At 59.6% G+C, this 15,665-nt stretch carries 10 protein-coding genes; 4 read left to right on the plus strand and 6 right to left on the minus strand.

Annotation, left to right across the window (positions count from 1 at the left end; genetic code table 11):
• Window positions 1-84: 84 nt before the first annotated feature.
• Together ACA047_RS23550 and ACA047_RS23555 are read right to left on the minus strand one after the other, a co-directional pair.
• A complete protein-coding gene (locus tag ACA047_RS23550) occupies window positions 85-2,550 on the minus strand; it encodes a hypothetical protein (protein ID WP_497353454.1) in 2,466 nt (821 codons plus the stop codon).
• Entirely contained in the window at window positions 2,547-3,287 is a 741-nt protein-coding gene (locus ACA047_RS23555) for a hypothetical protein (protein WP_497353456.1), read from the minus strand. The genes ACA047_RS23550 and ACA047_RS23555 overlap by 4 nt, the downstream gene beginning before the upstream one ends.
• A gap of 458 nt (window positions 3,288-3,745) precedes the next feature.
• Between ACA047_RS23555 and ACA047_RS23560 the strand changes: the two genes are divergently transcribed.
• A complete protein-coding gene (locus ACA047_RS23560; RefSeq protein ID WP_497360510.1) occupies window positions 3,746-4,114 on the plus strand; it encodes a DUF6124 family protein in 369 nt (122 codons plus the stop codon).
• 133 nt (window positions 4,115-4,247) lie between these two features.
• Here ACA047_RS23560 and ACA047_RS23565 read toward each other — a convergent pair whose 3' ends face one another.
• Window positions 4,248-4,607, minus strand: a complete 360-nt coding sequence (locus ACA047_RS23565; protein WP_497353458.1) for a PilZ domain-containing protein — start codon at window positions 4,605-4,607, stop codon at window positions 4,248-4,250.
• A 279-nt stretch (window positions 4,608-4,886) separates the two neighbouring features.
• Window positions 4,887-5,261 (minus strand): tetratricopeptide repeat protein, encoded by a 375-nt coding sequence (locus ACA047_RS23570; RefSeq protein ID WP_497353460.1) that lies wholly within the window; start codon window positions 5,259-5,261, stop codon window positions 4,887-4,889.
• Window positions 5,262-5,523: 262 nt separating this feature from the next.
• Between ACA047_RS23570 and pyk the strand changes: the two genes are divergently transcribed.
• Complete coding sequence (pyk, locus tag ACA047_RS23575) at window positions 5,524-6,975, plus strand: pyruvate kinase (protein WP_497353462.1); 1,452 nt, start codon at window positions 5,524-5,526, stop codon at window positions 6,973-6,975.
• Between the two features lie 147 nt (window positions 6,976-7,122).
• Here the strand turns inward: pyk and ACA047_RS23580 are convergent, their stop codons facing one another.
• Together ACA047_RS23580 and ACA047_RS23585 are read right to left on the minus strand one after the other, a co-directional pair.
• Window positions 7,123-8,058 carry an iron-sulfur-binding ferredoxin reductase gene (locus ACA047_RS23580; protein WP_497353464.1) on the minus strand — a complete coding sequence of 312 codons (936 nt, stop codon included), beginning with the start codon at window positions 8,056-8,058 and terminating at the stop codon, window positions 7,123-7,125.
• Window positions 8,051-9,157: a GGDEF domain-containing protein gene (locus ACA047_RS23585; RefSeq protein WP_497353466.1), complete on the minus strand. Its 1,107-nt coding sequence runs from the start codon at window positions 9,155-9,157 to the stop codon at window positions 8,051-8,053. Before ACA047_RS23585 ends, ACA047_RS23580 begins: the two co-directional genes overlap by 8 nt.
• Before the next feature lie 318 nt (window positions 9,158-9,475).
• On the opposite strand from ACA047_RS23585, the gene ACA047_RS23590 reads away from it, so the two are divergent.
• Both ACA047_RS23590 and ACA047_RS23595 read left to right on the plus strand, forming a co-directional pair.
• Window positions 9,476-10,999: a fumarate hydratase gene (locus ACA047_RS23590; RefSeq protein ID WP_497353468.1), complete on the plus strand. Its 1,524-nt coding sequence runs from the start codon at window positions 9,476-9,478 to the stop codon at window positions 10,997-10,999.
• Window positions 11,000-11,212: 213 nt separating this feature from the next.
• Window positions 11,213-15,664: a SpvB/TcaC N-terminal domain-containing protein gene (locus tag ACA047_RS23595; protein WP_497353470.1), complete on the plus strand. Its 4,452-nt coding sequence runs from the start codon at window positions 11,213-11,215 to the stop codon at window positions 15,662-15,664.
• Window position 15,665: the final 1 nt, after the last annotated feature.

The raw sequence follows: 15,665 nt of genomic DNA on the forward strand, positions 1-15,665 counted from the left end.
GCAACGGCCTGTTACACCTGTTATTGGAAGGCAAAACAAGCGGCACGCCTACTGTCAGATCTGACAGTAGGCGCACCTTCGTCGCTACCGGTCGTCGCCGGAATCTTCTTCGTTCGGCATCACATCAAAACGACTGCTGTCGCCCGAGTGCGAACCGTCGTGCCGGGCCTTCATCCAGTGGGGGCCGGGAGCCAACGAAACAGCGGGCGAAGCCGTCCAGGCACCGTCGGTCCCCACGTCGTCCTGCGTGACAACTTCCCTGGAGTCGTACCAGTGCGACACTTCAATGGTTTTGCCGGTCTCGCCTGTACCTTCAAAACGCGGCGTGCCCGTGACCCAGCGTCCGGCCTCTGGCGCCGTAAAGGTCGGCGCGCCGGAAAGCAACGTCACCGGATGCGGCGCGCTCCAGCCGGAGCGATACCCCTCGCACTCTTGCTGCACGATCAATGAGTACGGGCCGGCCGGCTTGTCGATGTGCAACTCAAGCGACCAGGTACCGTTCGCTTGCACCTGGGTCGTCCCCAGAAGGGTTTCAGGCGCATCGCTCCCGGCCACCTCAACCTGATCGCCGACATACCCATGCCCTGAAATCGTCACCGTGGGGCCAATGTGCTGCAGCTGTGTTGGCGACTCGATGAGCGGTACGGATGGAACGACGGTGAATCCACGTTCGACAGTGAAGAGGGATTCTTCACCCGCAAAAAATTGCCTGGCGCGTACAGTATCGGCACCCAATGGCAATTGGGCGTCGTACCACCAGTAACCGTCTTCCCTGGCCCGGAAGGAGGCCAAAGGCTCGCTCGCATCCTTGAGCCACAATTCAACCCGCGCCAAAGTATTCAGGTGTGGGCGGGCATGACCGTCGAGTCTGAACGAGCGTGCGATGCGCACGTCTGGTTCGGGATTGTCAATGGTCGGTGGGAACAGAATCACCTTGAAGGAACGCGTCTCGCTTTTAACGGATGAGAGCACTCCGTACTTTTGAATGGCATACACCGTGTATAAGCCAAACGGATAATTCTGAAGAGCCATTGACCATGCATCGTCTGTCACATCGACACTGCCCAACAACTTATCCGTCAAGTTATCAAACACCTCCATCACCGCGCCCGGTACACCGGCGGTGCCCGCGATGACAGGGTTGTGATCGACTTCCTCACCCTCCTCCGGCGATTCGATGATCGGCTGCAACACAGGCACATCGAACGACGCGGACGCCTCGTTGGAAGTCTGGCCGCCGATGCTTTGTGTCACCCTGACCGTATAGGAGCCAGGCATAAAACCCTGCTCGCGAGTAAAGGCCCAGTTTGTTGTTGTTTCCGTCGCCTCATAGGGCCTGCCTGTATCCCCGGTGAACCCCAAGTTCACCTCTGCACCTTCTAAACAGGTGCCGGAGAAGTCTGGCTTCAAGCCGTTGGTCGCGACAGCTACCGTGGGTAACGGGGCCCTGATGATCAACGAAACCCCGGTGGTCAACGCAGACTCCATCCCGTCGAACACCTGCTGGGCTTGAATGGTATAGGTGCCCGGAATCCAGGCAACGGTTGCCTTGCTTGACCAGCCACCGTTGCTGACTGTGGCGGAGAGCACGCCAGGCGCCAAGGTACCGTCACGTAGCACCTTGATCGTCGCCGCCGGTTGTCCTGTCCACCCGTGACCGATACCGGAAAACTCCGGTTGACGGTCCGTGCCTTCCCGGGCCGTTAGGGTGGGCACCGGGACGGGTATTTTGACAGCGATATCAGTCCACTCAGAGTAAATCCGGCCTCCTGTCCCTAACCCATCGGGAACACTTTGTCGGGCATACATCTGGAGTTCTTTTGGAGGTTGATCGGGCCAGTCAACGGCCCAACTTCCGCTGCTTGAAACGATGGTGTCGACCACAGAGGAAGCGTTTTTATCAACATGAATCTCGACCTTGCCAGTGACGTAACCCGGCCCCGAAAATCTCACGGTGTCATTGCCGGGGTAGTTCACGCTAATAGAACTCAGTGCCGGGGGTTTTATGTTGAATGCTCGAGCGGCACTGCGTTGTGAGCGGACGCCGCTGACTATCTGCTCTGCCACCAGATTAATGGGACCTGCCTCCTGCATTGTTACCCCGACGCTCCAGGGACCGTCCGACCCGATGTCGCCTTTACCGACTTTTCTAGTTCCAGGGTCGATAAACACTTCTACTTTGCCACCCTGTAGGCCATTTGTTCCGGATACAGTGAAGCTCATCGGCTGGTCGGTGGTTGAGGCGGTGATGACCGGTGCGGCCACAACGCGGAAAGTGCGCGAAGGTGTATAGCCTTTGGTGCTGTCGCTTAATTGATATTCAGCTTGTACGGATGCAGTTCCGTTGGGTAAGTCAACAATGGCCTTGGCCGTCCAGCTCTTGCTGCTTGTTACTTCGACCGTTTCAGTCAGAGCGGAAGCATGATTATCTGCTTTAACTACCGCAACTTTAACACCTGGACTTCCTGTTCCGCCAAATTCAACTTTGTTGGGTAACAGGGCGTTATTCGCGGGAGAATCAAGCGTCGTCAGAATGAGTTTAACTGTCACAACATTCGATTTTTCGGATACCGCCCCCCTATTACTTGCTTGGCGTAGAACGTCAAAGTATCTAACCCGGCAGGCATCTCTATGTCTGCCGACCAGCTATCACCGACACCGTATTCCCCAGCGGTAATATACTCATCATTACTAATATTATAAATCCGGATCCCGTGAGAGAGACCAGGTATACCGTTGCTTCCTGTAATACGGAACTGCTGGGCCATTATAGTATCCAGCGGATCTATTATTGGGATCGCGGGACGAAAATTTACTGTCTGGATTGTTTCGAGATTAACATCGCCCGTACCCTTTCTATCATAAATAAAACTGAAAAATATTCTTCCATGGGAAGCATTCCCTTCTACCGAGAGCGACGCATCAATAGGGTGCCACGCGCCATTCTGAATAGCCCCGTCATGCAGTATCTCGTGCCAGCCCGAAGACCCCGCGCTTTCACTGTCAATGCCAAAATGAATATTACCTTCATCTCTGCCATTAGATTCCGCCCTGTATTGCAGCGTCTTTGCAAAAAATTGCCTACCATTTGGTAGCCAACCGTACTCCACCTCAAGTTCTGCCCAGTAACCGTCCTTAGTGGCGTGGATAACTATAGTTTCATTAGCCGTTGCGCCGGAGGATAAACCGCTTGCCAACTCATGAGCACTATCACCTTTAGCCGTATTATTATTTTCTTCTAGCGCCCCTGCCGGGTCGTTATTTTCAAAACCATCGTCAGTGCTCATGATCAGTTCCTCAATAAACAGCTACCGTTAGCAAGGTCGTTAAACGGAAGTATTGAGCGCCAGTGTGAAGACATCTGGCCTGTTCAAACACCTGTCAGATCTGACAGTGCCGACAAGCGGAAACATCCGGTGTAGGAAAGGAGAGAGTGACTACAGCGCCTTGCGCAATGGACTACAGTTCCGCCAGAATCCGCCGGCTTGTGCGCCTTGGCCTTGCCCCGTAACTTGATTCGTGTCGCTGATATCCAGCGATCGGGTTTAGTCGCCCGGGAGGTATAACGAAGTGCATAAGCATCATCCAGGCGGGTTCCCCTATCCCCGTACTTAATGGTGGCTGTGCGCAGGGCGCCCTCGGGCGCGCCGGTTTTTCGTTATCCTCCCGGTCGACTAACCTGCGTTCAGCCGCCACCTCTCGTTTAGTCGCGAGTCGGTGGCAGCCCATTTACAGGATGACGATGATGATCAAACCGACGCCCAACCCACCCCACACCAACCCGCTATCCCCCCACGAAACCCTCGACCCCGAAAAGCTCGACCAAGCCGCCCAAAGAGCCCTGGACTACTACCTCAAGCCCAACAACGGGCAACCCGACAAGAAAACCGACAAACAACTGGATTACTTCATCGTCGCGCCCGACGCCGATCCCGAAGGCATGCTCGCCCACAGCTACGAAACCTTCTGCTCGGTGAGCACGCTGATCCTGGACTTGTCGGAAGACTTGGAAGGTGCCCCGCGCAACCTGGCCTTGGCGATTCACCAGATGGGCGAGATGGGGGTGTTATTGCTGGAGAAGCTGCTGGATAACGAAGCGACGATTCAGCGCTGATCTGAAGGGTGGGAGCACAGCTTGATGGCGATGGGGTACTTGAGATAGCTATCGCGAGCAGGCTCGCTCCCACATTGGGTCGAGGGTGGTCGCAAGTCCCGCATACACCGCCGATTCTGTGGGAGCTGTGTTCTTAAGCCGATGCCGACAACGTATGAAAACTGAAATATTGTTGCAAGGCGCTCACCAGTTGCCCGTACTCCGGCGGCGCCCGGTGCAGGCTGAAACCGGCGTCGTAATGCTGCGGCGTTACGTCTTCGTGACACCACAGGCAACTGGCCTTCAACTTGATGTTTTGCTGCGGCCCTTCATCAGCGGGGATTTTCAAGTGCAGATCGAAGACCGCGCCGACCATCAACGGCAAATGGCTGATCAGCATCAGGCCATCTTCGGAAACGTTGCCCAGAAAACCGATAGGTCTGTCGTTGACGCCGTTGAATACTTTCAGGAAATACGGCAACTGGTGCCGTTCGATTCGCCGTTTTTTGTACATGTCTTGCATCGCTTTTTGAACGACCCCGGACAGGGGCAACCGAATACTTCGGAACGAGCACAAACCGGCCCGCTCTCCCCGATCCCGGTGCCAGACACTTGCAAGCGCCTTGGCTCTAATGCTGCCGGTCACAGGTGCCCCTGTAGATTAGAGATTCAGATCTAATAACAACTTGTACAATATAGCTCAAGGTTTGGCGACAGCCAGTCCAGCACAACGTCTTTCATCCGGCTTTAATGATACGAAGTGGTGTGTCCTGGCCGCGGTTGACGAACGGTATCAAAGCGCAGTGGGACGGATCGCCGAAGCGCTGCGGGTCGGGTAATGGCCCAGGCTCTGCAAGGTTTCGAGCCGGGCGCGAGCGCGGAATGCGTATTCGCTGTTGGGGTATTGCGCGATGATGAACTGGTAGGTCTGCGCCGCATCGACAAACAGCTTTTGCCGTTCCAGGCACTGGCCGCGCAGCATCGAGACTTCCGGCTGTACATAGCGGCGGGCACGGCTGGCACGGTCAACCTGGGACAGCTCGAGCATCACCTGCTCGCAATTGCCACGGTCAAAGGCCTTGTAGGCCAGGTTCAGGTGATGGTTCATCGACCAACGGGTGCAGCCCGTGACGCTCAGGGCCAGGGCTACAAAAAGCACGAATCGCATGGGGAGGTTCTCCTGTCTTGAGTTCTGTATCGACCTGGCTGGGAAAATCTTCAGTTTGAAAGCGCTTCCCGCAGAGAACACTGTGGCGAGGGAGCTTGCTCCCTCGCCACAAGGGCAATGTTCGGCTTTAGTGCTTACAAGGTGTGAAAATTTTCAAGAATGTTCATTTCGAAAAACAAACGAAAAAGTAGTGCATATGAACAATGACTACACCCAAAGAGCATAGTAGCCTTCGCTGGCGCTTGAACTTGAGGAGTTTTGCATGTCCGTCCGTCGCACCAAAATCGTCGCTACCCTTGGCCCGGCCAGTAATTCGCCGGAAATTCTTGAACAGCTGATTCTGGCTGGCCTGGACGTTGCCCGTCTGAACTTTTCCCACGGCACCCCCGACGAGCACAAGGCTCGTGCCAAGCTGGTGCGCGACCTGGCCGCCAAGCACGGCCGCTTCGTCGCCCTGCTGGGTGACCTGCAAGGCCCGAAGATCCGTATCGCCAAATTCGCCAACAAGCGCATCGAGCTGAAGATCGGTGACAAGTTCACCTTCTCCACCAGCCATCCGCTGACCGAAGGCAACCAGCAGGTGGTCGGCATAGACTACCCGGACCTGGTCAAGGATTGCGGCGTGGGCGACGAGCTGCTGCTCGACGACGGCCGCGTAGTGATGCGCGTCGACACCGCCACCGCTACCGAACTGCACTGCACCGTGATCATCGGCGGTCCGCTGTCGGACCATAAAGGCATCAACCGTCGCGGCGGTGGCCTGACGGCGCCGGCCCTGACCGAAAAAGACAAGGCCGACATCAAACTGGCCGCGGAAATGGAAGTCGACTACCTGGCCGTGTCCTTCCCCCGTGACGCCGCCGACATGGAATACGCCCGTCAACTGCGCGACGAAGCCGGCGGTACTGCCTGGCTGGTGGCCAAGATCGAACGCGCCGAAGCCGTGGCCAACGATGAAACCCTCGACGGCCTGATCCAGGCCTCCGACGCCGTGATGGTGGCCCGTGGCGACTTGGGCGTGGAAATCGGCGACGCCGAGTTGGTGGGCATTCAGAAGAAGATCATTCTGCACGCACGCCGCCACAACAAAGCGGTGATCGTCGCGACCCAGATGATGGAGTCGATGATCCAGAACCCGATGCCGACCCGCGCCGAAGTGTCCGACGTAGCCAACGCGGTGCTCGACTACACCGACGCCGTGATGCTCTCGGCCGAAAGCGCCGCCGGCCTCTATCCGCTCGAAGCGGTGCAAGCCATGGCGCGCATCTGCCTGGGCGCTGAAAAGCATCCTACCAGCAAGACCTCCAGCCACCGCATCGGCAAGACCTTCGAGCGTTGCGACGAGAGCATTGCCCTGGCGACGATGTACACCGCCAACCACTTCCCGGGCGTGAAGGCGATTATCGCCCTGACCGAAAGCGGCTACACGCCGCTGATCATGTCGCGCATCCGTTCCTCGGTGCCGATCTACGCGTTCTCCCCGCACCGCGAAACCCAGGCCCGCGCCGCCATGTTCCGTGGCGTCTACACCGTGCCATTCGACCCGGCCGCACTGCAACCGGGCGAAGTCAGCCAGGCGGCGGTGGATGAACTGGTCAAGCGCGGCGTGGTGAAAACCGGCGACTGGGTCATCCTGACCAAGGGCGACAGCTACCACACCATCGGCGGCACCAACGGGATGAAAATCCTGCACGTTGGCGACCCCATGGTCTGAGTGACCGGTTGCTGAAAAACAAAAGCCCCGCCATGTGAATGGCGGGGTTTTTGGTTTCTACTTCTGGGGATGTATGGCCTGATCTGGCGTCATCGCGAGCAAGCCCGCTCCCACATTGATCTCGGTCTCGCGCCTGAAGATCAGCGTTCAACCACGGGGCAGGAAGACATCGGCCAACAGTTGGTTACGCGGCAGGCCGGCCAGGTATAAGCGTTTGGCAAAGGCCTCGACCCGGTCGGGATGGCCGCAGAGCAAGGCCTGGGTTTGCCGGGAAACCAGCCGCAGTTGCGCCAACGCGGGCGGCGTCTCGACCGAGGTCAGCAGCTCGACGGTGAGGTTTTGGTGCTTGGCCGCCAGCGCCGCCAAGGGTTTGGCCAGGTAATGCCCGGCGGCATCATGGGCCACGTGAATAAGGCGAATCGCGCCTTGGTGGTGCTGATGCAGGGCTTGGCGCAGGAGGCCAAACAGCGGCGCCAGGCCGGTACCGGCGGCGAGCAGCCACAGCGGTTTGTCGCGCCAGTCGAGGTCGTAATGCAGGGCACCGCCGCGCAGTTCGCCAAGGCGGATCGGGTCGCCCACTCTCATCTGCCTGGCCGCATCGATGAATTGGCCGGGCTCACGGCAATCGAGGTGAAATTCCAGGAAGCGATCTTCCTCGGGCAAGCTCGCCAGGGAATACGGTCGGGCGACGTCGCCGGCCCACAGCACCATATGCTGCCCGGCCTGGTAACGCAGCGCCCGCTCAGGTGTGACGCGCAAGCGCAGCACGCAAGGGCCCAGCCAATCCACCGCCGCCACCTGGGCGGCCTGGCCGTCGCGTTGCGGGTCGAAGGTGTGGATCTGCACGTCCTCGACCACCTGGCATTGGCACGCTAACCGCCAACCCTGATCGCGCTGCGTCGGGCTCAAGGCGTCGGGCCGACTGTCACGCACATCGCCGCCCACGCATTGCACCAGACAAGCATGACAGCTGCCGGCACGACAACTGTAAGGCACCGGCACGCCAGACTGATTCAACGCGTCCAACAGGTTGCTGCCGGCCGCCACCGTCCACTGCCGGTCGGCAACTGTCAGTTCAGGCATCGCGGTTCTCCCAGGCGGCGGCACAACGATTGCGACCGTCGCGCTTGGCACGGTACAGGGCCTGGTCGGCACGCTGCAATGCGTTGTCCAGGTCATCGCCCATTTCCAGCATGGTCATGCCCGCCGACAGGCTGAGGGAGGCCACCTGCAGGCCAATCAGCTCGACTTCGGTAAACGCCAGCCGCAACCGCTCGCAACAGGCCGTCAGGCGCGAGGGATCGCAAGCGGGCAGCAGCATGACAAATTCTTCGCCGCCATAACGGGCCAGCACATCACCTTCGCGCAGGCAGGCCGTGGCGACACTGGCAAACGCCTGGAGCACCTGATCGCCGGCGGCGTGGCCGTACAGGTCGTTAATGCGCTTGAAATGGTCGAGATCGATCAAGGCCAGGCCATGGGCAACGCTGGGCCTGAGGGTGTTGAGCTCACGGGAAGCCAGGCGCAGAAAGTGCCGGCGGTTGAACAGACCGGTCAGTTCGTCGGTGGCGACCAGGTCTTCAAGCTGGCGCATCATGCCGCGCAGCGTGTCCTGATGCGCCTGCAAGGCAAACCGCCGCTGACGCATGCGCTGGCGTGAGGTCTGGACGTAGCGGGCGTAAAACACCAGCCACACCAGCACGATAAACAGCACGCACACCTGCAATCCGGCCAGCGTGGGGTCGGGCAACCGAAAGAAGTAGCCGTCCCAGAGGGTAATGCCGCTGAAGCTGATGAACACCAGGGACGCGCAGCGCACGAAGGCCCGGCGCGACAAGTGAAACAGCCCGAACAGCAGGATCAGCACATAGAACACCAGGAACACGCCACGAGCCTGGTCCAGATGCGCCATCATCCAGGTCTGCCAGGCCAGGCCAATCAATACCTGTATTTCAGTGAGGCTGGGGTCGGCGAACCGCAGGTTGCGGTCAGTGATAAATAACGCGAACAGCCCAGCCTGGCACAGCACCACCAACACGCTGCCGATGATGACATCGCGCAACGAATCGAGGTAATGACCACTGAAAAATGCCAGCCACAACAACACCAGTGCCAGCGCGTAAGTCGCGGCTGCCAAGGCGAAGCGTTTCAGCAAAAGACGTTGAATGGCGTTATGGGTCAATCGTTGACTCACCATGGGAAAGGAACTGACAGGAGGCGTCCTACGCTACAGGCCAGACGCCACTTTAGTGGCGTGCTCGCCAAATGACCATTCAATTCTGGAGCAGAAAAATGGCGTCAAAGCAATGGCCCAAAATGACGCATTTGCTTGACGCTCTGGCGCTAGCCACACCGCCCACGATGCGCGATATACTGCCGCGCCTTTTTAGCGTCGCGCCAGCATGTCCGGCGTGCCTTAAGAGGTGCCATCCGTCGACCGATGCACCCAAACGGGTGGCACCTTATTGAATGTTCCCGTCTTTAGAGAGGAGCGCGACTCATGACCGTGATCAAGCAAGATGACCTGATTCAGAGCGTTGCCGACGCCCTGCAGTTCATCTCCTACTACCACCCCGTGGATTTCATCCAGGCGATGCACGAAGCCTACCTGCGCGAAGAATCGCCAGCGGCCCGTGACTCCATGGCGCAGATCCTGATCAACTCGCGCATGTGCGCCACCGGCCATCGGCCGATCTGCCAGGACACCGGCATCGTGACCGTGTTCGTGCGCGTGGGCATGGACGTGCGTTGGGATGGCGCGACCATGAGCCTGGACGACATGATCAACGAGGGCGTGCGTCGCGCCTACAACCTGCCGGAAAACGTCCTGCGCGCGTCGATCCTCGCCGACCCGGCGGGTGCACGCAAAAACACCAAGGACAACACCCCGGCGGTCATCCACTACTCCATCGTCCCGGGTAACACCGTGGAAGTGGACGTGGCGGCCAAGGGCGGCGGTTCCGAGAACAAGTCGAAGATGGCCATGCTCAACCCGTCCGACTCAATTGTCGACTGGGTACTCAAGACCGTTCCGACCATGGGCGCCGGCTGGTGCCCACCGGGCATGCTGGGTATCGGCATCGGCGGCACCGCCGAGAAAGCCGCCGTCATGGCCAAAGAAGTGTTGATGGAATCCATCGACATCCACGAGCTCAAGGCGCGCGGCCCGCAGAACCGTATCGAAGAAATGCGCCTGGAGCTGTTCGAGAAGGTTAACCAGTTGGGCATTGGCGCCCAGGGCCTCGGTGGCCTGACCACCGTGCTCGACGTGAAGATCATGGACTACCCGACCCACGCCGCTTCCCTGCCGGTGTGCATGATCCCCAACTGCGCCGCCACCCGTCACGCCCACTTCGTGCTGGACGGCACAGGCCCCGCTTCGCTGCAAGCGCCACCCTTGGACGCCTACCCGGAAATCGTCTGGGAAGCCGGCCCATCGGCTCGCCGCGTGAACCTCGACACCCTGACTCCGGAAGAAGTGCAGAGCTGGAAACCGGGCGAAACCGTGCTGCTCAACGGTAAGATGCTCACCGGTCGCGACGCGGCGCACAAACGCATGGTGGAAATGCTGAACAAGGGTGAAACCTTGCCGGTGGACCTCAAGGGTCGCTTCATCTACTACGTCGGCCCGGTCGACCCGGTGGGTGACGAAGTGGTGGGCCCGGCCGGCCCGACCACCGCCACGCGGATGGACAAGTTCACTCGCCAGATCCTCGAGCAGACCGGCTTGTTGGGCATGATCGGCAAATCCGAGCGCGGCCCGACCGCCATCGAAGCGATCAAGGACAACAAGGCTGTTTACCTGATGGCCGTTGGCGGTGCCGCTTACCTGGTGGCTCAGGCGATTCGAAAATCCAAGGTCCTGGCGTTCGCCGAGCTGGGGATGGAAGCGATCTACGAGTTCGAGGTCAAGGACATGCCGGTGACCGTTGCGGTCGATAGCAAAGGCGAATCGGTGCACATCACCGGCCCGGCCATCTGGCAGAAAAAAATCAGTGAAAGCCTGGCGGTAGAAGTGCAATAACAGGCATTTCGTGGCTGTGAAAAAGGCCGGTGGGTGACAAACCCACTGGCCTTTTTTTGTGCTCGTTGTACTCGATAGCTCCTACGGCACAGCCGTCCGTCGGCATGCCCGCCCACCTGTCAGATCTGACAGGTTACGCATCGCCCCTTTGTCGTCATGCTCAGGCTTTGCCAGGTTTTCGCCTTGGTGTTGGCTAATAAGAGATGACCCGCAATGGCAGATCAAGCGCCCCTCCAGATCGATACACCGTCTATTGCCCGCAGTGCATCCATCGCCACTGTTGGCAACAGACTCGGCCCCGTCGGCACGCGAGGGGCCGCCTCCTTTGCATTGCCGCTGCCCTTGTCCAGCGCACGCCACCTGACGCCGATGCTGGCCCTGCACTACAACAGCCAAAGCGGCAACGGCCCGTTCGGCATCGGTATGCAGCTGTCTGTCGCCAGCATCGCCCGTAAAACCAGCAAAGGCGTGCCGCATTATCTCGATGACGATGTGATGGTTGCCAGGGGGGTTGATTGCTGGCCCGACCTCGACGATGCAGGCCAGGTCATCCGCACGCTGGCGGGATCGGGCAGCGGAACCTTGTCAAAGGTGGTGCGCTATTACCCCAGGATTGAAAGCGCGTTCGATCTCTATGAGCTGTGGACGCCCGAAGGCGGCCAAGCGCCGTTCTGGCGGGTTCAAGGGAGCAATGGGCACCTGTATTGCTACGGCAAAACCGAAGCGTCGCGCATTTTCGACCCGCAAGACCCGTCACGCATCGTCGAATGGTTGTTACTGGAGGAGGTCAGCCCATTGGGCGAGCACATCTTCTACGAGTACGTGGCCGATCCCTCCCCGTCTGACGGCCCTCACGATTACCGCGCCCAACGCTACCTGCGGCGAGTGTGTTACGGCAATGCCACGGCCAGCGAGACCTTTTACTGCTTCGAAGAGGAAGATCCCGCCACCCTGGACTGGCACTTTCATCTGCTGTTCGACTATGGGCAACGCACCGTTGAGCTTGAGGAAAAACCTGCCTGGGTGGCTCCGAAAGAAGACAATTGGCAGCAGCGTAGCGACCCCATCCACGCCTACCAGCAGGGTTTTGAGGTCGGTACACGGCGCTTGTGCCAGCAGGTGCTGATGTTCCACCACTTCCCCGCCACAGCCGGTACCGAACCTGCATTGGTGCAGCGGCTGGTGCTCGAATATACCGCCACCACGCTGGGCTACAACCTGCTGACCGCCGCCCATTATCAAACCTGGGACGCCGAGGGCCGGTTCGAAAACATGCCCCCCGTCGAACTGCAGTACAACGATTTTGAGCTCAACCTGGTACCCGAAACCTTCTTTGCCCTCGAAACGATGCCCGCCCTCGAAGCCCCTCAGCGCTACCAGTGCGTCGACCTTTACGGCGAAGGCGTTCCGGGCTTCCTCTGCCATTACACCGATGGCTGGTATTACCGCGAACCCGAGCGCGGCGCGGCCGATGACAATGAAATCAGTTACGGCCCATGGTCACTTTTGCCGAGCATCCCGCTCGCCTCTGACAACTCGGCGGCGATGCAGGTACTGACCGACCTGACCGGCAGCGGTCGCCTCAACTGGATCATCTCCCAGCCGGGAATGAGTGGCTTCTATACCCTCAACCCGGACCGCAGTTGGTCGACCTTCACGTCCTTCGACCGTTTCCCGACGGAGTTCCTGCACCCCGCCGCGCAACTGAGCGATATGGCCGGCGACGGCTTGCGCTCCCTGGTCATGATCGGGCCCAAGAGCGTGCGGCTGTACGCCAACCTTCGCGAAGAGGGGTTCGCCCCTGGCGTGGAGGTGCCCCATGAGGTGCTCCTCAAACCGGAGAGCGTCCTGCCCTTGTTCAGTAACGCGCGCAACGAGCTGGTGATGTTCGGCAATCTGCTGGGCAGCGACAGCACCGAGTTGTGTCGTATCCGCTTCGATGAAATCAAGTGTTGGCCGAACCTGGGCCATGGGCGTCTAGGCGAAGGTTTTGTCATGAGCCCCCTGCCCTTCACTTACGCCGAGTTCGATGCCGGCCGGGTGCGCATCGCCGACTTGGACGGATCCGGGGCGCCCGCGCTGATCTACCTCAAGAGCGACTGTTTCGAGATCTACCTTAATCGTGGCGGCAATGGCCTGGAACAGGAACCTGTCGTGGTGCCATGGCCCGAAGGCCTGCGCTACGACAACCTGTGCCAGGTCACCTTGGCGGACCTGCAAGGCCTGGGTTGCGCCAGCCTGATCCTGAGCATGCCCCATGGGCAGCCCGATATGAAACCGGCGCATTGGCGCTATGACTTCGTCGCGCAGCGACCCTATCTGCTCAGCGCCATGAACAACAACATGGGCTGCGGCACTCGCCTGACCTATCGCAGCAGCGCGCAGTTCTGGCTGGACGAAAAAAAACAGCGACTGGAAAACCTTGAGCAACCCGTTTGCTACCTGCCCATGGCCCTGCCAGTGGTGGCGCGGCAGGAGCAGCTGGACGAAATCACCGGCAATTGCCGGAGCCAGCTTTTTACCTATTTCGAAGGTGACTACGACAGCTATCACCGTGAGTTCCGCGGCTTCGGCCGCTTGTATCAGCGTGGCAGCGAAATGCCCGAGGACACGGAGGACCCCGGCTTCACCGCACCGGTGCTGGTCAAGACCTGGTTTCACACTGGCCGCGCCGTCGACCAGCCCCTCAAGGACTGTTTCAACGGTGACAGCGAAGCTCCGCGGTTGGGCCGCACGCTGCTGGCCCGATTCCACGAAGGTGACGAGTTCGACGAGATCATCACACCCGACCCGGACACCGCCCGGGAAATGGCCTATGCCCTGGGCGGCCATGTGTTGCGCAGTGAAGTTCACCGCGCCGAAGCGACCGACACGGTAGGGCCGTACACCGTGACACAACAGCGCTACCTGCTGCGCCAACCCCATACCGGCCACAAAAGCTTGCTGGTGCTGGACCTTGAAACCATCAGCTATCAATACGACGGTTTCACCAATGACCCAAAAATCCAGCACAACATCAACCTGGGCTGGAACCTCTACGGTCAGCGTGTCCATGGCTTCGCTGTTCATTACGCCCGACGCCTCACCGCGCTCGACTCCCCTCCCTTCGAAGATGAAGACGAGAACACCTGGTGGCGCGATGCTCATGACGATCAGCAGCAGGTGTACCACATCGTCGAGCACCGGGCCGAGCACCTGCACCTGCTCGACGACATCGGACAGCGCCAGCGGCTGGGCCTACCCTGGCGCGTTCGAGGCAACGGGCTGCAACGCCCCAAAGGCACGTTACCTGACGGGCTGAACCCTGGTGAGATCAGCTATGAAAGCTTTGTCATGCATCACCAATCAACAGAATGGACCGCCGCACGACAATTGATCACGCTTCAGGAACAGAACTACCTGCTTAACGATGAAGGCGAAATCGCCTTCCAGGCGTTGACTGCTCCACTGGAAGTGGCGGAGTTCGACAAGCAGGCGCTGGACGCCTACGCCGCCGTGCCTGCGCCCTTCGATATTCGCGAGCAACTGGAAACGATTGGCTTTGAGCCCATGACACTGTTCCTGCCCGAAGATCCGTTCGCGGACGACGATAAAAATCTCTGGTCCAAAAAAGTCGATTTCGCCACTTACGACGCGCTTGACGGTTTCTTCCAGATCATCGCCCTGCAAGAAACCCAAAGCCACGGCATCACAACGGTCGAGTACGACGCGTACCACCTGATGAGCATCGCCATTACACTGCCGGACGGCTGCGCGACCCGGGTCGAATACGATTACCACTCGTTGTTGCCGCACAAAATCGTCGACGCCAATGACAACATCCAGGAAGCGTTGTATGGCCCGGCCGGCGTTCCCTTGGGCGGCACCTCTCATGGCAGCGAAGGCGGCATGCCGGTTGGCTTCGACCCCATCGACACTTACCTGCCGCCCGATGATCTGTCGCCGGGTCACGCCATCGACCATCCCAAGGACACCTTGGGCAGGATCGCCAGTGCCGTGCGCTCCGACGAACACAGCTGGATGGGCAAGATCGATGCCGCTCTGGTGACGTCTACACAGTTTAACGAGTGGGTCAGCGCCCGTTATTTGCTGCCCAGCGGCCACATCCGCGCCTCGGCCCGCATTCGCCTGGCCCGGCTCGCCACGCGCACCGACGCCCAAGAGCAGCTGTGGACGCTGATCCAGGCCACGCCGCAGGAGCCGGTTCACAGCGTTGTGCTGAGCGCCGACCGCTACCCGGACGACCTCTCGCAACAGATCCGCATCACCATCAGGGCCATCGACGGTTTCGGCCGTGCCCTGCAAACCAAGCAGCGGGTCGAGCCCGGGGCGGCCTATGCGGTAGCGGATGACGGTTCGCTGATGCTGGATGAAGAAGGGAAACCGATCCAGCGCCTGGCCAACCCGCGCTGGCGCGTCAGTGAACGGGTCGAGTACAACAACAAAGGGCTGGTCACGCGGCTCTATCGGCCTTACTTCGCCGATGCCTGGCACTACATCAACGACGCCTCGCTGCGCGAGCACGGCTACCACGACCAGCAGTTCTACGATCCGTCAGGGCGCCTGGTCAAGGTCATCAATGCCAAGGGCCATGAAGCCTGGCATGCCCATCACCCCTGGTACCAATGTGCCCATGATTACAACGACACGGACCCGGGAGTCTGAC

It is taken from the genome of Pseudomonas sp. LBUM1664, from assembly GCF_059695895.1.